This is a genomic window from Pseudomonas cerasi, assembly GCF_900074915.1.
Classification (GTDB): Bacteria; Pseudomonadota; Gammaproteobacteria; order Pseudomonadales; family Pseudomonadaceae; genus Aquipseudomonas; species Aquipseudomonas cerasi.
The window spans coordinates 2,545,213-2,563,953 of sequence record NZ_LT222319.1 but is presented as its reverse complement, the minus strand read 5'-3'; the positions used below and the strand labels follow the sequence as shown (position 1 = coordinate 2,563,953).

General features: G+C 61.9%; 19 protein-coding genes and 2 riboswitches. Of the genes, 8 read left to right on the top strand and 11 right to left on the bottom strand.

Annotation, left to right across the window (positions count from 1 at the left end; genetic code table 11):
* Nucleotides 1–8 precede the first annotated feature (8 nt).
* From PCPL58_RS14125 to PCPL58_RS14115, 3 genes are read left to right on the top strand one after another with little or no spacing between them, the layout of a single operon-like run.
* The gene (locus PCPL58_RS14125) at nucleotides 9–782 is read left to right on the top strand and encodes a PIG-L deacetylase family protein (protein WP_065349688.1); all 774 of its coding nucleotides are present in this window, start codon (nucleotides 9–11) and stop codon (nucleotides 780–782) included.
* Nucleotides 779–1,405, top strand: a complete 627-nt coding sequence (locus tag PCPL58_RS14120) for a class I SAM-dependent methyltransferase (protein WP_003364496.1) — start codon at nucleotides 779–781, stop codon at nucleotides 1,403–1,405. Before PCPL58_RS14125 ends, PCPL58_RS14120 begins: the two co-directional genes overlap by 4 nt.
* A complete protein-coding gene (locus tag PCPL58_RS14115; protein WP_065349687.1) occupies nucleotides 1,374–2,027 on the top strand; it encodes a glycosyltransferase family 2 protein in 654 nt (217 codons plus the stop codon). Before PCPL58_RS14120 ends, PCPL58_RS14115 begins: the two co-directional genes overlap by 32 nt.
* 9 nt (nucleotides 2,028–2,036) lie before the next feature.
* Here the strand turns inward: PCPL58_RS14115 and PCPL58_RS14110 are convergent, their stop codons facing one another.
* From PCPL58_RS14110 to pcaD, 4 genes are all read right to left on the bottom strand, one after another.
* The gene (locus PCPL58_RS14110; RefSeq protein ID WP_004413784.1) at nucleotides 2,037–3,077 is read right to left on the bottom strand and encodes an alpha/beta hydrolase family protein; all 1,041 of its coding nucleotides are present in this window, start codon (nucleotides 3,075–3,077) and stop codon (nucleotides 2,037–2,039) included.
* Nucleotides 3,078–3,625: 548 nt separating this feature from the next.
* On the bottom strand, nucleotides 3,626–4,234 hold the full coding sequence (locus PCPL58_RS14105; RefSeq protein WP_065349686.1) for an FMN-dependent NADH-azoreductase: 609 nt from the start codon (nucleotides 4,232–4,234) through the stop codon (nucleotides 3,626–3,628).
* Between the two features lie 74 nt (nucleotides 4,235–4,308).
* Complete coding sequence (locus PCPL58_RS14100) at nucleotides 4,309–5,268, bottom strand: LysR family transcriptional regulator (RefSeq protein ID WP_003364502.1); 960 nt, start codon at nucleotides 5,266–5,268, stop codon at nucleotides 4,309–4,311.
* Nucleotides 5,269–5,348: 80 nt separating this feature from the next.
* Nucleotides 5,349–6,140: a 3-oxoadipate enol-lactonase gene (gene pcaD / locus PCPL58_RS14095; protein ID WP_065349685.1), complete on the bottom strand. Its 792-nt coding sequence runs from the start codon at nucleotides 6,138–6,140 to the stop codon at nucleotides 5,349–5,351.
* Nucleotides 6,141–6,266: 126 nt separating this feature from the next.
* On the opposite strand from pcaD, the gene PCPL58_RS14090 reads away from it, so the two are divergent.
* Nucleotides 6,267–6,635: an MmcQ/YjbR family DNA-binding protein gene (locus PCPL58_RS14090; protein ID WP_065349684.1), complete on the top strand. Its 369-nt coding sequence runs from the start codon at nucleotides 6,267–6,269 to the stop codon at nucleotides 6,633–6,635.
* Here PCPL58_RS14090 and PCPL58_RS14085 read toward each other — a convergent pair.
* Together PCPL58_RS14085 and PCPL58_RS14080 are read right to left on the bottom strand one after the other, a co-directional pair.
* Nucleotides 6,630–7,064: a DUF1294 domain-containing protein gene (locus PCPL58_RS14085; protein ID WP_032609763.1), complete on the bottom strand. Its 435-nt coding sequence runs from the start codon at nucleotides 7,062–7,064 to the stop codon at nucleotides 6,630–6,632. The two genes, PCPL58_RS14090 and PCPL58_RS14085, sit on opposite strands and share 6 nt — an antisense overlap.
* Nucleotides 7,061–7,891: an undecaprenyl-diphosphate phosphatase gene (locus PCPL58_RS14080; protein WP_004413791.1), complete on the bottom strand. Its 831-nt coding sequence runs from the start codon at nucleotides 7,889–7,891 to the stop codon at nucleotides 7,061–7,063. Before PCPL58_RS14080 ends, PCPL58_RS14085 begins: the two co-directional genes overlap by 4 nt.
* Nucleotides 7,892–8,142: 251 nt before the next feature.
* Here PCPL58_RS14080 and pnuC point away from each other — a divergent pair, with 251 nt between their 5' ends.
* Both pnuC and PCPL58_RS14070 read left to right on the top strand, forming a co-directional pair.
* Complete coding sequence (gene pnuC / locus PCPL58_RS14075; RefSeq protein WP_065349683.1) at nucleotides 8,143–8,706, top strand: nicotinamide riboside transporter PnuC; 564 nt, start codon at nucleotides 8,143–8,145, stop codon at nucleotides 8,704–8,706.
* Nucleotides 8,703–9,248, top strand: coding sequence for an AAA family ATPase (locus PCPL58_RS14070; RefSeq protein ID WP_065349682.1), 546 nt, complete (start codon nucleotides 8,703–8,705; stop codon nucleotides 9,246–9,248). The genes pnuC and PCPL58_RS14070 overlap by 4 nt, the downstream gene beginning before the upstream one ends.
* On the opposite strand, the gene PCPL58_RS14065 is transcribed toward PCPL58_RS14070, so the two are convergent.
* Complete coding sequence (locus PCPL58_RS14065) at nucleotides 9,225–10,550, bottom strand: sigma-54 dependent transcriptional regulator (RefSeq protein ID WP_065349681.1); 1,326 nt, start codon at nucleotides 10,548–10,550, stop codon at nucleotides 9,225–9,227. The two genes, PCPL58_RS14070 and PCPL58_RS14065, sit on opposite strands and share 24 nt — an antisense overlap.
* Nucleotides 10,551–10,878: 328 nt before the next feature.
* Here PCPL58_RS14065 and PCPL58_RS14060 point away from each other — a divergent pair, with 328 nt between their 5' ends.
* Entirely contained in the window at nucleotides 10,879–11,145 is a 267-nt protein-coding gene (locus tag PCPL58_RS14060; RefSeq protein ID WP_003315350.1) for a hypothetical protein, read from the top strand.
* A gap of 158 nt (nucleotides 11,146–11,303) precedes the next feature.
* Here the strand turns inward: PCPL58_RS14060 and PCPL58_RS14055 are convergent, their stop codons facing one another.
* From PCPL58_RS14055 to cobW, 4 genes are read right to left on the bottom strand one after another with little or no spacing between them, the layout of a single operon-like run.
* Nucleotides 11,304–11,915 carry a vWA domain-containing protein gene (locus tag PCPL58_RS14055; protein WP_065351053.1) on the bottom strand — a complete coding sequence of 204 codons (612 nt, stop codon included), beginning with the start codon at nucleotides 11,913–11,915 and terminating at the stop codon, nucleotides 11,304–11,306.
* A 53-nt stretch (nucleotides 11,916–11,968) separates the two neighbouring features.
* Nucleotides 11,969–13,003 (bottom strand): ATP-binding protein, encoded by a 1,035-nt coding sequence (locus PCPL58_RS14050; RefSeq protein ID WP_083188392.1) that lies wholly within the window; start codon nucleotides 13,001–13,003, stop codon nucleotides 11,969–11,971.
* A complete protein-coding gene (gene cobN / locus PCPL58_RS14045; protein WP_065349680.1) occupies nucleotides 13,003–16,767 on the bottom strand; it encodes a cobaltochelatase subunit CobN in 3,765 nt (1,254 codons plus the stop codon). Before cobN ends, PCPL58_RS14050 begins: the two co-directional genes overlap by 1 nt.
* A 3-nt stretch (nucleotides 16,768–16,770) precedes the next feature.
* On the bottom strand, nucleotides 16,771–17,835 hold the full coding sequence (gene cobW / locus PCPL58_RS14040) for a cobalamin biosynthesis protein CobW (protein WP_011268157.1): 1,065 nt from the start codon (nucleotides 17,833–17,835) through the stop codon (nucleotides 16,771–16,773).
* 119 nt (nucleotides 17,836–17,954) lie between these two features.
* Nucleotides 17,955–18,176, bottom strand: a riboswitch (cobalamin riboswitch).
* Between the two features lie 58 nt (nucleotides 18,177–18,234).
* Nucleotides 18,235–18,449, top strand: a riboswitch (cobalamin riboswitch).
* A gap of 99 nt (nucleotides 18,450–18,548) precedes the next feature.
* Here cobW and PCPL58_RS14035 point away from each other — a divergent pair.
* A complete protein-coding gene (locus PCPL58_RS14035) occupies nucleotides 18,549–18,731 on the top strand; it encodes a CbtB domain-containing protein (RefSeq protein ID WP_003342053.1) in 183 nt (60 codons plus the stop codon).
* Nucleotides 18,732–18,741: the final 10 nt, after the last annotated feature.

Below are 18,741 nucleotides of genomic sequence, written 5' to 3'. Positions count from 1 at the left end.
TATAGAGCATGAGCGAAGGGTTCGTAGTGAGTGATGACGAGTCCGGCCAGGGGACATCCCTTGCTGCCTGGAATGCTTCGGTCAGGCTGAACGGCTTGCCAGCGATCACCGCCGACTTGCTGGTGCCGACCAATTGCCGAGCCGTGATCATCGCCCCGCATCCGGATGATGAAGTACTGGCCTGTGGCGGACTGATGAGCCAACTGGCACAACTGGAGCGCAGCCTGTTACTGATCTCGGTCACCGATGGTACAGCCAGCCATCCAGGCTCCACGCTGTGGCCTGTCGATCGTCTGTCCAGAGCCCGGCCCGAGGAAAGTGCCGAAGCCTTGAATCGCCTCGGTATACCTGCCGAGGGCCTTGAATGGTTGCGTTGCGGCTTTCAGGATGGCGCCGTGGCCGAGTCGGAGGAACGGTTGGTGGCCTTTCTCGAACAGCATCTGGGCCCTGCGGACGTGGTGTTCGCCACCTGGGCAGAAGATGGCCACAGCGACCATGAAGCGGTCGGCAGAGCCAGTGCAAAAGCCTGCGCGACGACCGGAGCACAGTTTTACGAAGTACCGGTCTGGGCCTGGCACTGGGCCGACCCCGAAGATGAACGTCTGCCATGGGACAGAGCGCGCAAGCTGCTGCTCGATCCGGTGACCCTGGCCCACAAACGCAACGCCACCCAAGCGTTCACCAGTCAGCTGCAGGGTGATCCGGCAATCGGTCTTTCGCCGGTTTTGCCGGCTGCAGTATTGGAAAGACTGCTGCGCCCCTTTGAAGTGGTGTTCACATGAGCGTCGAGGACAGTTATTTCAATGAGCTGTTTCTCAACAACGATGACCCGTGGGCATTCAAGCAACGCTGGTACGAACGGCGCAAGCGCGCACTGACCCTGGCCGCCCTGCCCCGCGAGCGCTACCGCTCGATATTCGAGCCCGGCTGCGCCAATGGCGAACTCAGTGCCGATCTTGCCGGGCGCTGCGACGCGCTGGTGTGCTGCGACACCTCTAACCTGGCTGTGGACCTGGCACGCAAGCGTCTGGCCGACTTGCCCCATGCCAGAGTGTTACAGGCGCGTTTGCCACAGCAATGGCCGCAAGGCGAATTCGACCTGATCGTCTTCAGCGAGATGGGTTATTACCTGGACGCCGACGACCTGCACGGCCTGATCGACCGCGCACTGGCGGCCCTGTCACCGGACGGCCAGTTGCTCGCCTGTCACTGGCGGCCCGATATCGAAGGCTGCCCGCTGAACGCCCAGGCGGTCCACGACATCCTTGCTGCACGATTGTCCATGCACCGACTTTTCAGTCATCACGAACAGGATTTCCTGCTGGACCTGTGGAGTCGTGATGGAACCTCCGTAGCAGAACAGGAATTCTCCGATGATCGGCATTCTGATCCCGGTGCACAATGAAGAGCAGTTACTCGACTTGTGTCTCGAAACGATAAAGCAGGCGGCTGCCCACCCCGACCTCAAGGGCGAATGCGTGGAAGTGCTGGTGGTGCTCGACAGCTGCACTGACCGCTCGGCGGAGATCGCACGAGCCCATGGTGTGATGATTCTTGAAGTATCGGCGCGCAACGTGGGGCAGGCACGCGCACAGGGTGCGGCGTTTCTCCTCGACCGAGGCGCACGCTGGCTGGCATGTACCGATGGCGACAGTACCGTGGCCAGTGACTGGCTTGCCGAACAGCTTGCGCTGGATGCCGACGCAGTGTGCGGAACGGTGACGCCCGGCGACTGGAGCAAGGATATCTCGGCTGCTGCGCAGGCTGCTTATCTGCAGCATTACCAGCGCCGTGACGGTCACCGACACATTCATGGTGCCAACCTGGGTGTCAGCTCGATTGCCTATATCAGCGCCGGTGGATTTCCTGCCCTGACCTGCCATGAAGACGTGCATCTGGTCCGGCAACTGGAATTGATCGGAGCACGGATCGCCTGGAGCTGCCGCCCCAGGGTCACCACCAGCACCCGCCTCGACTCGAAAGCCAGAGGCGGGTTTGGTGATTTTCTGAGTTCGCTGAACGCCTGAAGGGCGTGCTTACTGGTGATGCGCTGTCTGCATGCCTGAACGGTCATCGTCGGCCGAATTGAGCGCGGCGCTGAAGAAACGCACCGCTTCGGCACTCAGGTTACGATGGATATCCTCGCGGTCCACGCCATCAGGGTCATTGCACAGCAACGGCGCAGTCGCGCGTTGCTCGTCACTGCACGGTGCCATGAAGACAAAATGCCCTGCCCCGGCCAGCAACTTGTAGTCGGGCGGCTGCGGCAGCTTGCGCGCCAGTGCTTCTGCGTTTCGGTCGATCGCCAGCAACTGATCGTCATCCCCCGCGTACATCAGCACCGGCACGTGCACATCACCCAGCGTGTGACGGCCGAACATCAGGCTCAGCGGGGCCATTAACATCAGCGCGCCAACCCGTGGATCAGCCTGAGCGTGAAGGTCATCACGGTCTGCGACAAGCTCGCCCTGCGTCTTGCATGCATCGCGGTCTGTCGGGCGCTCGGCGCAGTACTGACGCAGACGCTGCAGATCAGGTTGCGCGCCAGCGAGAATCAGCGCGGTTTCGCCACCGGCCGAATAACCGATCACGCCCACTTGCCGGGCATTGAGATACGGGGCCAGCAAGGGGTCGAGCAAGGCCGTGCTGATCGCTTCGGAAATCTGCAGCGGGCGGCCGTACAGGTTGCTCAGGCTGCCAAGACGGCTGTGATCGCGATCATTGTCGCCAGGATGAACCACGGCAACCACCACAAACCCCTGGCGCGCCAGCGAAGTGGCCAGGTCATGCAGCGCAAGCGGAGTGCCTGTGTTGCCGTGTGACAGCAACAGCAGGGGGAAGCGGCCCATTGCGATAGGCGCCTCTTCACCGGCTTCGACACGATAGCCGTGAAGGGTGCTCACCTGCTCGGCGGCGGTGGACGGGTAAAAAGCGATGGCCTGCACCGGCTGGGAATCCAGCGGATCAGGGAAACTCAACTGGTGGTAGCCTGCGCTCCAGGCTTCATCCGCCTGAGCGTGCACCGAAACAAGGCTATCGAGCAGGAAAACCAGCATCACTGCACAAAGACGTACCATGGCAAGGCCCAACCTTTGCAAATCCGGAACTTCGCCCGGACAATCCATCAAGCGCTTGTGTCGAGCATCATGCTCCAGCGCGCCGTTCCCACCCAGATATGAGTGTTGAAAACAGAAATAGTGCACAAGCCGGGCCATAAACTGCCCGTTGTTTTTTCTCGAGGGCGAATATTCCCGCCAGCCTGACAAGGCGATGCTCGAAAACCCTAGGCTCTGTACGTAAAGTGGCTGCGCTCGGTGATGCTGCGTTAAAAACAGGCTCGGATGCGAGTCCAATCTGAATGCTCATTTACAACACGTAGAGTTGAACGCGACCCCGGCCGTTCCTCGCCTGTTTTTGCCTTGCCTGACCTTCGCTCGCCGACTTTTCGTACAAACCCAGTCTAGTCCCGTAAGAACCCCGTTACCAGTAAGAAAGCTGTCAAGGTTGTATCCCGTTAACGCGCCGTTCAGCGCAGCCCATCGCCATGCATCAGAAACAAAAAAACTCCACAACCCGGCAGGAAAACCCCGCGCAGGTTGTAGAGTTTCGTGAAGACGGCTTTTGATCAGGCCGCGAACAGCTCGTTCTGAATGTAGTGCTGAGCAGCACTCATGGCGCTGGCACGCGGCTCTTCGCCACACGCCAGGCCGTGGGCGCGGACGAATTGCAGGTCGGTGATGCCGATGAAGGCGAACAGCGTCTTGAGCAGCTCTTCGTGACCGGTGCCAGTGGGTTGCCCGGCGTGCAGACCGCCCGAGGTGGAAACGATAATGACTTTCTTGCCGCCACACAGGCCTTCAGGGCCGGCTTCGGAATAACGGAACGTGCGACCCGCGATCAGAATCCGGTCAAACCAGGCTTTCAGCTGGGTCGGAATGGTGAAGTTGTACATGGGTGCGCCGATGACCAGCACGTCCGAATCGAGAAACTGCTGCAAAGTGGCTTCGTTGCCTGCCACTTCCTGCTGCTGGGCGGCGTCACGGACTTCTACCGGCGTGCCCGCCGCAGCGAGGCTGGCAGCAGAGAAATGCCCAAGCGCGTCACTGGCAAGATCGCGATAGGTGACCTGGCTGTCGGCGTGCGCATTCAGGTAGGCCTGGACAACCTCATGGGTCAGCTGACGCGAAGCGGAGTGATCGCCGAGGATGCTGGAGTCGAGGTGCAATAGTTTCATAACGTAGCTCCCTTAAGAAAATCGCCACTGAGCGATGAAGTGGCGAGCATCCTATCCTTGATCGCAATAGATGATTAGTGGTCTTGAATGCGACTGTTCGTTCTATTAAGAGAACAATAGAGTGAGTCCGGACTGAGGCTCAGTTCTTTGAACGAGGTCTCGAACGCATCCAGCAGGCCCCTGACGGCGGGAAGCAGGCCACGGCGCGAGGCGAACACAGCATGCACGATGCCGCACTTGGGTCGATGCTCGCTGAACAGCTCTACCAGGCGTCCGTCCTGCAAGGCTTCCCTGACAATCAGCTCGGGAAGCTGTGCCACGCCGACTCCCTGCAAGGCGGCCTGCAGCATCATGTCCAGGTCCGAGCTGATGAGCCGCGGCGTGTGGCGTATTTCGGCATAGTGGCCGGGCTGCGTCTCCAGCAACCAGCGATGCTCGTGATTCGAAGAGGGCATATCGAGGCTGGGCAGTGTCGACAGCGCCTCTAGAGAAGGCGTTGCCGACAGCCTGGCCGCCAGGTCCGCGCGTGCCACCAGACGCTGAGCGCTGTGCCCGAGCTTCTTGACCACCAGGCCGTCGTCCTCCAGTGGTGGAAAGCGCACACGCAGCGCAATGTCGATGTTCTCGGTCAGCGGGTCGACGCGTCGGTTGGTACTTTCGACCTGGATCTGAACCTTGGGGTGCTCGGCCGCAAAGCGGGCGATGGTCTCGTTGAAGCCCATCGCTGCCAACGCCGGAGGACAACTGATCACCACCCTGCCCTGCGGTTCGGATTTGGAACGCAGGATGGCCTCTTCGGCAGCCTCGGCCTCGACCAGCATGGCCACGCAGTGCGCGTAATAGTCACGCCCGCTTTCGGTCACCGCGAAGGTGCGGGTCGAGCGGTGGATCAGCCGAACACCCAGGCGCTCCTCAAGCCCGGCAATGCGCCGGCTGAGTTTGGACTTGGGGATCCCCAGCTTGCGGCTTGCCGGCGCAAAGCCCAGGCACTCGACCACCTGGACGAAATAAAACAGATCGTTGAGATCAAACACCCGGCCACCTCGTTTTCAGAGCCGGGAGTATGCAACGCCGTGCCCCGTGTCTCAAGACCGGGACTTAGGACCGCGCCCGGCTATTCGGCAGTCAGAAATGCCAGTACCGGCACAGTGAATGCCTCACCCGCCTCGACACTGGACAGGTGGGCCGCGTGCAGCTCGATGATCTGCGAGCCCTGAATCCGTTCGACCATGAAACGCCCGTCCGCCGGGGTCGTTACAGCATCCTCCGTGCCACAGACCACCAGCACCGGTAGCTCGATGGAAGCGATCTGTTCACGGAAATCCGCATCGCGCACGGCCGCGCAATTGGCCGCGTAACCCTGTGGCGAGGTGCGTGCCAGCATGCCGACAACCGTGTCGACCGCAGCAGGTTCGGCGACCGCGAAGGAAGGTGTGAACCAGCGCGCAATCGAGGCATCGCGCAACGCGATCATGGCTGACTGGCCGTCACGCAGAACGGTTTCGATGCGAGGGTTCCAGACATCGGGATTGCCGATTTTGGCGGCCGTATTGCACAGCACGACCTTGTGCAGGCGCTGCGGCGCATTGATTGCCAGCCATTGGCCGATCAGCCCGCCCATGGACAGGCCGCAGAAAAAAGCCTTGTCGATGTCCAGCGCGTAAAGCAGCGCCAACACATCGCGAGCGTTTTGCTCGATGCTGTAACTGCCCTCGCTGACCAGCGATTTGCCATGACCGCGGGTGTCGTAACGCAATACCTGAAAGTGACGGGTGAATGCAGGCACCTGGTTGTCCCACATGTGCAGATCAGTGCCCAGGGAATTGGACAAGACCAGCACCGGCGCGCCCGCCGGGCCTTCGAGCAGGTTGTTCAGTTGACCATCAGCAAGTTGCACGGCAGACATTTGAGACTCCGGATAAAGGCAAAGCTGCACACTAATGAGTGTCGCGGCAGCATACAATCCGCTGATCGAATATCCGTGCGGCTATCGAACAGCTTACCGTGCGCCGTCCGCCCCCAGAGAGAATCCATGCCAAAGAGCCCGCAAAAGACCCTGCACAAGGAAGACATCGCCAGATTCTGCCTCGACCTGCCGGGCGCGCGTGAAGACTACAAGTGGGGCGGCGTACGGGTTTTTTCCGTCGCCGAAAAGAAAATGTTCGCGGTCATGGATCTGGTCGGCGAGGACCTCGCGTTCAAGGTCCACCCAGAGTTGTTTCTGGGTTACGTGGATCGCCCCGGCATACAACCTGCGCCCTACCTGGCGCGTGCGCACTGGATCAGCGTGGCAGACCTGCAGACGCTGAGCGCCGATGAGTTGCGCGACCTACTGACCCGCTCGCACCAGTTGGTGGTCGGCAGGCTGCCGAAACGGCAACAGATCGGCCTGACGCTATAACGGCAACAGTTGCACAAGCCGCTTCCCCAAAAACAGCCAGTCAATCCACAACGCCTGATGCACCAGCACGATCAGCCAGAATACGACCTGAAAAGACACCTTGCGGGTCTTGTGCCGGAACACCTGTTGCGCGAGCAGCGCGCCGGGCCAGCCGCCGAGCAGCTCGACACCATGCAGGACGTTCTCCGGGGTGCGCTGGCCAGCACTGCCGGCCTGTCGCTTGTCATGCCGGTAAAGCACGAACGCCAGCAGGCTCATGACGATCAGGACCAGCGCCGGGATCGGCGTGACCTGCCTCAGCCATAGCGATGCCGAGCCGTAGACTGGCAACGCACATAGCAGCAACAGCACCAGAATCTTCAAGCGCAATTGCCGGACCGGCGGCCTGCCAAGGCTGGCTGGCCGTGACGACCCGCGGCTCGCCGTCATGCCTTGGCCGATGCCCAGTCGATCCAGCCAAACTGCCAGGTCGCCAGGATCAGCAGGCCGAAAGCGATGCGATACCAGGCGAACACCGCATAACTGTGAGTGGCGATGAACTTGAGCAAACCGCGCACTGCGATCATCGCGAAGATGAACGAGGTGATGAAGCCGATGGCAAACACCGCGAAGTCGTCAGGGCGAAACATGTCACGGTACTTGTAGCCCGAATACACTGCGGCACCGACCATCGTCGGCATGGCCAGGAAGAACGAGAATTCGGTCGCCGCCTTGCGGGACAGGCCGAACAGCAGGCCACCAATGATCGTCGAACCCGAACGCGAGGTGCCGGGAATCATCGCCAGGCACTGTACCAAGCCTACCTTGAGCGCATCGCTCCAGCTCATGTCATCGACGGTTTCGGTGCGCACGGTGTGTTCGCGGCGCTCGGCCCAAAGCATGATCACCCCGCCAACGACCAGTGCCGTGGCCACGGTAATGGCATTGAACAGGTAGTGGTGGATGGTATCGGCGAAAATCACGCCCAGCACCACGGCCGGCATGAAGGCGATCAGCAGGTTGAGGGTGAAACGCTGCGCCTGTTGCTGTTTCGGCAACCCAACGACCACGTCGAGGATCTTGCGCCGAAACTCCCAGACCACCGCCAGAATCGCCCCCAACTGAATGATGATGTTGAAGGCCATGGCACGTTCGCCGCCAAAATCGATCAGGTCGGCGACGATGATCTGGTGCCCGGTACTGGAGATCGGCAGGAACTCCGTCAGCCCTTCTACAACACCCAATATCAACGCCTGAGCAGCGGTCCAAAGATCCATCATTCCCCCATGAAGCGATGCCGCAGGCTCGCTGTTTAATGTTGTCGTGTAAAAAATGCTTGCCACTATGCCGCCACATGCCTGAACGAAGCTTGAAGAAACTCGCGCAAATGCAAGGCGCGGAATGCTAGCAGACCTGCACGCACAAAGCCTGCTGACGTAAGGTCTGGCGCAACACAAGCTGCACGCAGCGCGCAGAAGCGCATACAATCGCCGGCCCCGCCCCTCACTACCCTCACCAAGGAGCCGCCATGTCCGGGCTTGAACTCTTCGCTGCCGCCATCGGCGTTATCGCGGTCTGGCTGACAGTGAAGCAGAATCCCTGGTGCTGGCCAATCGGCCTGGTCATGGTGGTGATCTACATCTGGATATTCTTCGACGTAAAGCTGTATTCGGACATGCTCCTGCAGGTCATCTACGCAGGCCTGCAGGTCTATGGCTGGCTGCAATGGACGCGGCACGTTGACGGCCTGCCGGTCAAAGCCGTGACCACCTTGCAGAACAGTTCGGTGCTCAAGGGGCTGGCGGTCGGCGCACTTGTCAGCGTCGCACTGGGGGCAGGCATGGCGCATTTCACCGATGCGGCACAGCCCTGGCTGGACGCCGCCCTGACCGGGTTCAGTCTGGTGGCGCAGGTCTGGATGGCGCAAAAACGCGTTCAGTGCTGGCCGCTGTGGATCCTGCTCGATGTGATTTTCGTCGGCTTGTTCATCTACAAAGAGTTGTACCTGACGGCTGCGCTGTATGGCTTGTTCACCCTGCTGGCGGTACAGGGCTGGCGCGAGTGGCGCAACGATCTGGCGCTGGCGCGATGAAAGTTCTGGTTCTCACCGGCCCCGAGTCGAGCGGCAAGAGCTGGCTGTCGGCGGAAATACAACACAGGTTCGGCGGCCTGCTGGTCGGCGAATATGTCCGGCAGTTCATCGATCAGCAGGGCCGCGATACCGTTTACGCCGATATTCCGGCCATCGCCCAGGGCCAACTGGCCTGGGAGGACGCCGCGCGCGGCGCCGAGCCAGACTTGCTGATACTCGACACGCACCTGTTGAGCAACATGCTCTGGAGCCGCACGCTGTTCGGCGACTGCCCTGCGTGGATCGAACAGCAACTGCTGAGGCGTACCTATGACCTGCATCTGCTGCTGTCGCCTGAAGGCGTTGACTGGATCAGCGACGGCCAGCGCTGCCAGCCGCAATTGTGTGAACGCCAAGCCTTTTTCGACGCCAGCCGGGAATGGCTGGAACACCACCGGCAAGCTTACCGGGTAGTGGGCGGTAACTGGGAGCAGCGCCGCGTACAGGCGCTGACCGCTGTCTCGCAGTTGCTGGGCGATTCAGCGGATCTGGTGCTTGTGTAACAGCCGGTAAAACGTCGGCCGCGAAATACCCAGCACTCTGGCCGCCACACTCAAATTGTCACTGTGGCGCGTCAACACGTCACACAACGCCTGACGCTCGGCCCGCGACTTATAATCCTCCAGCGTCCCCATGCTGCCAACACTGTCCTCCTCACCCAGCAGGCCGAGATTTGCCGCTTCTATCTGCCTGCCTTCGGCCAGCACCAGCCCGCGCCGAACGCGACCGGCCAGCTCGCGCACATTGCCCGGCCAATCGTGCTTGCCCAGCGCAACCAAAGCATCCTGACTGAAACTGCGCGCCCGCCTGCCGGTTTCCTGACTGTACAAATGGGCGAAATGGTTGGCCAGCAACGCCAGATCGCCATGACGCTCGCGCAATGGCGCTACCCCGACCTGCAGCACATTGAGCTGGTAATACAGGTCCTCGCGAAAGCGCTTTTTGCGCACCGCCGTTTCAAGATCCTCGCGGGTCGCGGCCAGCACCCGCACATCCACTGCAATCGGTTCGCTACCGTCCGCGCGCTCGATCTGCCGGTCTTCGAGAAAGCGCAGCAGGCTCGCCTGGGTATCCAGCGGCAGCTCACCGACCTCGTCGAGCAACAGCGTGCCGCCGTCTGCGGCTTCAAGCAACCCGACCCTACGCTCCTGAGCATCGTCAAACCCGCCGTCCTCATGACCGAACAGCACGGCGTGAATCGACTGCCCGTCAGACGCTGCGCAATCGACCACGATAAAGGGTTTGTCGCGTCGCAAGGACTGAACATGCAGGCTGCGCGCGATCAGTTCCTTGCCCGTGCCCCGTTCGCCCCTGATCAATACCGGCGAATCGGTGGGCGCCAGTTTGCTCAGCAGCCTGCGCAATTCACGGACAGGCCGACTGTCGCCGAGCCACTCGGGTTCCACGCTGAATTGCGAAGGCGAGCCCTTCAATTGCGGCCGCCCGGCCGTAAACGCTCTGTCCAGCGAGGCATGCAGCCGATCCGCGTCGAAAGGCAGCGTATGAAAGTCGAAAAACCAGCGGCAGACGAAATCACCGATTTTCTCGCGACGCAAATCACTGGCTGCCAGCACTGCAATCCAGCGCACCGGGCTGTTAATGAACAGCGCCTCGAGCCTGGGCAAGTGTTCAAAATGATCGGGGGTCAGGTGAATCAGGCCTACATCACAATCAGCAATGATTGCCGAACCCGATGGGCTTTCCTGCACCGTCCATCCGGACTCGACCAGAACGGGGATCAATGGATGACAGTCGTCACCGCCGTCGAGCATTAACAGACGTCGTGTTGGGGCCGATCCATGCATGAGGTTTCCTTGGCGCCCGGCGTATGGAAGATTTGAAAAGCTTTTTATAAACAGTCTGTTGGCGAGCCCACTCATCACCCTAGCAAGTATTTGACGCAGCGTTGTACCGTTTGGGTCTAACGCTCATAACCTGCTGTCATTAGTGCGCTACCTGCCCGGTTCTCGCGGCAACAGGCAGCCTTCCACGTGCCCCATCAAAAATAATTCGCAAATATTTTCAATGAACGGTGTGACTCATGCCCCCTTGTCGTTCATCAACACAAGTAACCAGCCGGACGGTCAGCCCGCCGCCGAGACTGAATTGATATGGGCACTTGAGGAAACGACCATGAACGCCCCACTGCGCTTCAACGATGCACTTCTGATCGCTGGACACGCTTTTGAACCCTTCCAGTGTGTTGCCTGGGCACCACAGGACGGTAACGGCGAACTGAGCCTGACGGTGATCGACCGCACCAGCAACCGTATCGGTCGCAAGCAGATCCCGAGCAGCACCTATTCCGACAAGCGCCAACTGGCCAGCGCTCTGGAACAGGCCCGTGCAGAAATCAGCAACGAAGGCTACGACCTTGAGCCGTGGACCATGCCGGCTTGATGGCTGACTGAGCGGGCTCCCCGCTTGGCGTAATGGAAAACCCTGTGGGATCGCCGCCCTTGCCGCGCCCACAGAGGTGTGTTTTCAGTGCCATGCTCTGCGCGCGCCACCCCCGCAGAGCATCAGCAAGAGAGCCGGGCCTGAGGGGTTCCCCACCCTCAGACCCGCTTCAACTCATCGATGTGCCGGTACTCAGCCCCCAGACTCGATGCCAGTTCCCGCGCCCTTCCCAGGCGGATCGGGCCTTTCTCGATATCGATCAGCAAGCTGGCGCAGTCGAACGCAGGGAGTGCCGGTAACGACTTGATCCGGCCATCGGTCAGCACCAGAACCCGCTGCTGTTCGGCCGGATAGCGTTTTTGCCGTTGACCCAGCCATTCAGCTGCCTGTTGCAGCGCTTCCGGCAACGGCGTACCACCGCCAGCCCCCAGTGCATCCAGCCAGGGTGTCAACGCCGATGAGGCCTTCAGCCCCTGATGTTGCCAGCGTGGCGCAGTGCCGCTGGCGGTCAGCAAGGCCAGCCGCGCGCGGCGTCGATAGGCATCGTCGAACATCTGCGACAGCAGGCCCTTGGCCTGACTCAACGCCTGATGGCGGCGGGTAGACGCCGAAGCATCGACAATCACCAGCAATAACTCGCTGGGCCGGCTGCTACGCGGCTGGCGAACCAGATCCTTGTGGCTCTTCGGCTGACCGCGCAGAAAGGTCGGTAGCCATTGCACCGGGCCATCAGCACCGACACGCACAACGCCCTGCCTGCCGCAGGCCAGTCGACCGGGACGGGGAATGGCATCCGCCCCCTGTGTGGCGCGGGGACGGATGCCTAGGGCTTTTTTGGCCAGCTCGGCACTTCGCGGCGTGACCCGGTCGTGACGGCCTGGGCGGGCAACTCCCCCCAACTGCCCTGCCCGCTATCAGGCTCGGCCTGTTTGCTGGACGAGCCCGGAGGCGGTGGCGGCGCCTCGGAACTCTGCGGCGGTGGTGAGGGCTCGCGACGCCGGTGACGCAAGGCAAATTCGGCAACCGCTTCGATGTCCTGCTCTTCAATGTGCCCGGCACCCCGCCACGCCGCATGAGCACGCGCAGCCCGCAGCCAGACCAGATCGGCACGCATGCCGTCGACACCTGCGGCAAAGCAACGCTCGGTGATCATTGCCAGCGACTGGTCATCCAGTTCGATGCTCGACAATAGCTGACGGGCCTGTTCACAGCGCAGCTTCAAGGCATCCTGCTGCGCTTGCCACTGCTGGCAGAAGCCCTGCGGATCGGTGTCGAAATCCAGACGGCGACGGATGATCTGGCTGCGCTCGGCAGGCAGTGTATGACCGCTCAGCGCCACATTGAGGCCAAAGCGGTCCAGCAACTGCGGGCGCAATTCACCTTCTTCGGGGTTCATGGTACCGATCAGCACGAAACGCGCAGCATGACGATGGGAGATACCGTCGCGCTCGACCAGGTTGACGCCGCTGGCCGCGACGTCCAGCAGCAGGTCGACCAGATGGTCGGCAAGCAGGTTGACCTCATCGACATACAGCACGCCGCCGTCGGCCTTGGCCAGCACGCCCGGAGAGAAGCGCGCGCGACCCTCGCTCAGCGCGGCGTCAAGGTCCAGCGTGCCGACCAGACGCTCTTCGGTAGCACCCAGCGGCAAGGTGACGAACTGACCGCTGGCCAGCACATCGGCCAGCCCGCGGGCCAGCGTCGATTTGGCCATGCCCCGCGGCCCTTCGATCAACACGCCGCCGATGCGCGGGTCGATGGCAGTCAGGCATAACGCCAGTTTCAGGTCATCAGCACCGACCACAGCGGCCAACGGAAAATGTGGAGTTTCACTCATCGTTGAATCAGACACGGTCATCAGTTCTCTTCTATGTCCAGGAGCAGGTCTTCCAGCGCCTGCTGATACTCGCCAGGCTCCTGCCAGAGGCCGCGCTGCTGGGCTTCGAGCATGCGCTCGGTCATGTCGCGCAAGGCATCAGGGTTGTGCTGAGCGATGAAATCGCGAGTCGCCGGGTCCAGCAGATAGGCGTCGGCGAGCAGCGCGTACTGGTGATCATCGATCAGCTCGGTGGTCGCATCGAACGCGAACAGGAAATCCACGGTCGCGGCCATCTCGAACGCCCCCTTGTAACCGTGGCGCTTGGCCCCTTCGATCCATTTCGGATTCGCTGCGCGCGAACGTATCACCCGGTTCAGCTCTTCCTTGAGGGTACGGATTTTCGGCAGGTCGGGCTGGCTGTGATCGCCGTGGTAACTGGCGGTCTTCTGCCCGCTGAGGCTTTCCGAAGCGGCGAGCATGCCGCCCTGAAACTGGTAGTAGTCGTTTGAGTCGAGCAGATCGTGTTCGCGATTGTCCTGATTCTGCAGCACCGCCTGCACCTGAGAAAGCCGCTGGGCAAAGCGCTGGCGTGCGGGCGTACCTTCATCGGCAGCGCCATAGGCGTAACCGCCCCAGTTCAGGTAAACCTCGGCAAGGTCATCGCGGCTCTGCCACAGGCGGCCATCGATAGCACCCTGCACGCCAGCGCCATAGGCACCGGGTTTGGCACCAAATATCCGCCAGCCAGCCTGACGCGCCGCTTCGTCTTCATTCAGACCTTCTGCGATGAAGCCCTGCCGTTCTTCACGGACCCTGGCCGCCAGCGGGTTAAGGTCGTCGGGCTCGTCAAGCGCCGCGACGGCCTGCACCGCAGCGTCGAACAGCTTGATGAGGTTGGCGAACGCGTCGCGGAAAAAGCCGGAGACCCGCAGTGTCACGTCCACTCGTGGGCGGTCGAGCAGGCTGATCGGCAGAATCTCGAAGTCATCGACCCGCTGACTGCCCGTCGCCCACACCGGACGCACGCCCATCAGCGCCATGGCCTGAGCGATGTCGTCACCGCCGGTACGCATGGTCGCCGTGCCCCACACCGAGAGGCCCAACTGGCGCAGGTGGTCGCCATGGTCCTGGAGGTGTCGTTCCAGCAGCAGATTGGCGGACTGGAAGCCGATTCGCCAGGCCGTGGTGGTCGGCAGGTTGCGCACATCCACGGTAAAAAAGTTGCGGCCGGTGGGCAGCACATCCAGACGCCCCCGGCTCGGCGCGCCGCTGGGACCTGCCGGCACGAAACGACCACTCAGGGCATCAAGCATGCCCTGCATTTCGCCGGGGCCGCAGGCATCCAGACGCGGCGCGACGACGTCACGCAGGCTGTCGAGGATCTGGGCCAGATCATCGTGTGCAGGCAAGTCAGTCAACGCTTCGCCCTGGATGACGCGTTCGATAAGGATGGCGGCGTAAAGCTCCAGCCGCTCGCGAGCATCGCCGGCACTGCGCCAGGGATCGCTGCTCAGGGCCTGCAATGCAGCGGGACGCGGGCCGGTCCAGGGTTCGGCCAATTCGCAGTTCAGCGGGTCGAAGTCCAGCTCGAACGCCTTGCTCAACGCACGCAACAGACTGGACTGCGCGCCACGCCCGTCACCACGCGGAATACGCAGCAGGGCCAGCAAGGTATCGATGCGCAGACGACCTTGCGGCGATTGACCGAAGATATGCAGACCATCGCGAATCTGCGATTCCTTCAGGTCACACAGGTAAGTGTCCAGCCGTGGCAGCCAGAGCGCCGCGTCGGCATCGCTGTCGAGGTTCTCGCCAAGCGCCAGTTCGCGGTCGATATGGGTTTCACGGACCAGCTCGAGAATGTCACGCTGCAGCTCGCGCGCGCGGCGCGGATCGAGCAATTGCGCTTCGTAAAATTCGTCGGCGAGCAGTTCCAGATTGCGTAACGGACCGTAGGTCTCCGCGCGGGTCAGCGGCGGCATCAAGTGATCGATGATGACCGCCTGAGTGCGCCGCTTGGCCTGTGCGCCCTCGCCCGGATCGTTGACGATGAACGGATAGATGTTCGGCATGGCGCCCAGCACCGCGTCCGGCCAGCAGGTTCGCGACAACCCCACACCCTTGCCGGGCAGCCATTCGAGGTTGCCGTGCTTGCCGACATGCACCACCGCATGCGCGCCGTAGGCCTTGCGTAGCCAGAAGTAGAACGCCAGATAGCCATGAGGTGGAACCAGATCCGGGTCGTGATACACCGCACTCGGGTCGACCTGATAACCCCGCGCCGGTTGAATCCCGATGAAGGTGAGGCCAAAGCGCAGCCCGGCGATCATCATCCGGCCGCTGCGAAACATCGGATCGGTGTCCGGCGTGCCCCAACGGGCGTTCACCGCGTCGCGATTTTCCTGCGGCAGTTCGTTGAACGCCGCCAGGTATTCCTCCAGCGCCATGCTCTGGTGACACGGGCGTTGGTCGATACTGTCCAGATCATTGGTCACGCCGCCCAGCAGTTGCTGGATCAGTTCAGTGCCAGTGTCCGGCAACGGCGCCAGCGGATAGCCCTCTGCCTGCATGGCGCGCAGGATATTCAGCGCCGCAGCAGGCGTATCGAGCCCCACACCATTGCCGATCCGCCCGTCGCGAGTCGGGTAGTTGGCGAGGATCAGCGCCACGCGCTTTTCGCCATTGGGCAGGCGCGCAAGCTCGATCCAGCGCCGCGCCAGTTGCGCGACGAAATCCATCCGGTCCGGCTGGGCGCGGTAGCAGACCACGTCCGACTGGCTGCGCTCACTGCGCCAGGCCAGGTCCTTGAAGCTGATCGGCCGGCTGATGATCCGTCCGTCCAGCTCCGGCAAAGCAATGTGCATCGCCAGATCACGGGCGCCAAGGCCCTGTTCGCTGGCCTGCCAGGCAGGCTCGTTGTCCTGCGCGCAGATGGCCTGAATGACCGGCACGTTGCGCCGAAACGGCCGCAGATGCGGCGCTTCCGGACTCGACTGGGCAAAACCGGTGGTATTGAGGATCAGCTCGGTTTCAGCCTCATCCAGCCAGTCCTCCACCTGAGTGAAACAGCCGGGCTCCTTGAGGCTGGCCACGGCTATGGGCAGCGGGTTGATGCCTTGCGCCTGCAAGCGCACACAGAACTCATCGATGAAACCGGTATTGGCGGCCTGCAGGTGCGAGCGATAGAACAGCAGCGCTACCACCGGCTGCTCGGCAAGCCAGTCTGCCTGCCAATCGGCAAGCTGCGCGCTTGCCAAACGCGGATGGTAGATCGCCGTGCGCGGCAACGGCGCGGGCTCGACCCAGGAATAATCGCGGTCCAGCCAGCGACTGGCCATGCAGTTGTACAGTTGCAGCGCGTTTTGCAGGCCGCCCTGACGCAAAAACTGCCAGAGTCGGTCGCGCTCTACGGCAGGCACGGTGCTCAAATCACTCAGCTCTGGATCAGGGCGGTCATCACCCGGCACCAGAATGACCTGAACGCCGCGTACCGCGAGCTCCATCAGCCGCTCGACGCCGTAGCGCCAGTAGCCAATACCGCCGTGCAGAGAAATCAGGATGACCTTTGCGTGACGCAGCACTTCATCGACGTACAGGTCGACAGAGGCGTGATTCTGGACCTGCATCGGGTTGGCCAGACGCAGGCTGGGGTAGTCTTCGGGGAGCTGCCGGGCAGCCTCGGCCAGCAGCGCCAGGCTGGAGTCGGCGCTGCAGAGAATCACCAGCTCGGCCGGGGTCTGGCCCAGATCGGCAATATTGTCGTCAGGTACGAAACCGCCGGGCTGGGTTCTCAGTAAATGCATGGGTCAGCCGGCAATCGCAGCGTTGAGTTGCGCTTGCAGGGCTGCGGCATCCAGCTCCTGACCAATCAGCACCAAGTGTGTGGCACGCTCTTCATCGGCCCGCCAGGCGCGGTCGAAGTGCTTGTCGAAACGCGTCCCGACACCTTGAATCAGCAGGCGCATCGGCTTGCCGGGAATGGCCGCGAAGCCCTTCACACGAAGAATGCCGTGCTGCACCACCAACTGATTCAGTGCATCGAGCAGGACTTTCTCGTCAGCTTGCGGCAGTTTCAGGGATATCGAATCGAACGCGTCGTGATCGTGGTCATCATGATCGTCATCGTCGTGGTGATCATGATGGGTCTTGCGCGCATCGATATGCAGTTCCGACTCGGCACCGACACCCAGCAACACGCTGATCGGCAGGCGACCACTGCTGGCTTCGATCACCTTGACGGCAGGCGGCAACTCTTCGGCAACTTCGGCACGCACCGTCGCCAGACCTTCGGCGTCGATCATGTCGGCCTTGTTGAGGATCACCAGATCAGCGCTGGCCAGTTGATCGGCAAACAGTTCGTGCAGGGGCGACTCGTGGTCCAGGTTGGGATCAAGTTTGCGCTGCGCATCGACCTGATCAGGGAAGGCAGCGAAAGTACCAGCCAGTACCGCCGGGCTGTCGACCACCGTAATCACCGCATCGACCGTGCAGGCGTTGCGGATTTCCGGCCATTGAAAAGCCTGGACCAGCGGCTTGGGCAGCGCCAGCCCCGAGGTTTCGATCAGGATATGGTCCAGATCACCACGGCGCGCGACCAGTTCGCGCATGACCGGGAAGAACTCTTCCTGCACGGTGCAGCACAGGCAGCCGTTGGCCAGTTCGTACACCCGGCCGTTGGCTTCTTCTTCGGTGCAGCCGATCGTGCACTGCTTGAGGATTTCTCCGTCGATGCCCAGCTCGCCGAACTCATTGACGATGACCGCAATGCGCCGCCCTTCGGCGTTGTCGAGCATGTGCCGCAACAGGGTGGTCTTGCCCGAGCCGAGGAAGCCGGTGACGATGGTGACGGGAAGCTTGGCCAGTGTTTTCATCAGGTGCCCTTTGGCAATGCGGCGGGCAAACAGGACGAGAACCGCATGCATGACACGCAGATCGGATCGCCACCGGATCACCCCGCCCGGTTGTAGTGAGAATTCTCCAGGGCCGCAGCATGTGCGGCCCGTTCGAGGCAGGTCTCCTGGCTCACGGCGGCGTGCGGCAGGCAGTGAGAAACGCCGACACGCATTCATCGCGCCTTCCCGCCGCAGCAGTGGCTGTGAAATGAACATGACCGTTTACAGTTGCGGGGGCAGCTGCGGCTTGTACCGCATTCCCGTCTTAGCTCCACTGGGTGATGTTTTACCCGGGGAGAACCTCGAGTCAGCAAGGCTACGCAGTGACTGCAGACAGGTCAATCGTTCAGATTGACGCTGCCCCGCCGCCCATGCTCTCCTGTGCGCCTTGTTTCGGGTGCCCCTCACGGGGTGAAACGGGAAACCGGTGCGCTCGCGTTGTCGAGCAAGTCCGGTGCTGCCCCCGCAACGGTAAGCGAGAGTAGGTCTGATCCACTGTGCCGCTGGCATGGGAAGGTGACCTTGCAGGCTTTGACGCACTGACGTCCTGGCCCCTCGCGAGCCCGGAGACCGGCCCGATATGCTTGCAATGACAAACCCGCGGTGGGCGGGCGCAGTTGAAACCTCCGGCATCTGCCGGCAGGTTCTTTTGCGCGTGGCCCACTTGCCGATTACCAACAAGAGGGAACGCCATGTCGACCATCAGCAGCCACGCCGCCGCGCCCAGCTCCACACGCACTCAACGCCTGACAGCCGCCATCAGCGCTGCGCTTCTCGGCGCCTGCCTGGTGTACTTCGCCGGTTTCTCGCACATCGCGGCCGTGCACAACGCGGCACACGACACCCGTCACAGCGCTGCCTTTCCTTGCCATTGAGGGCCACACA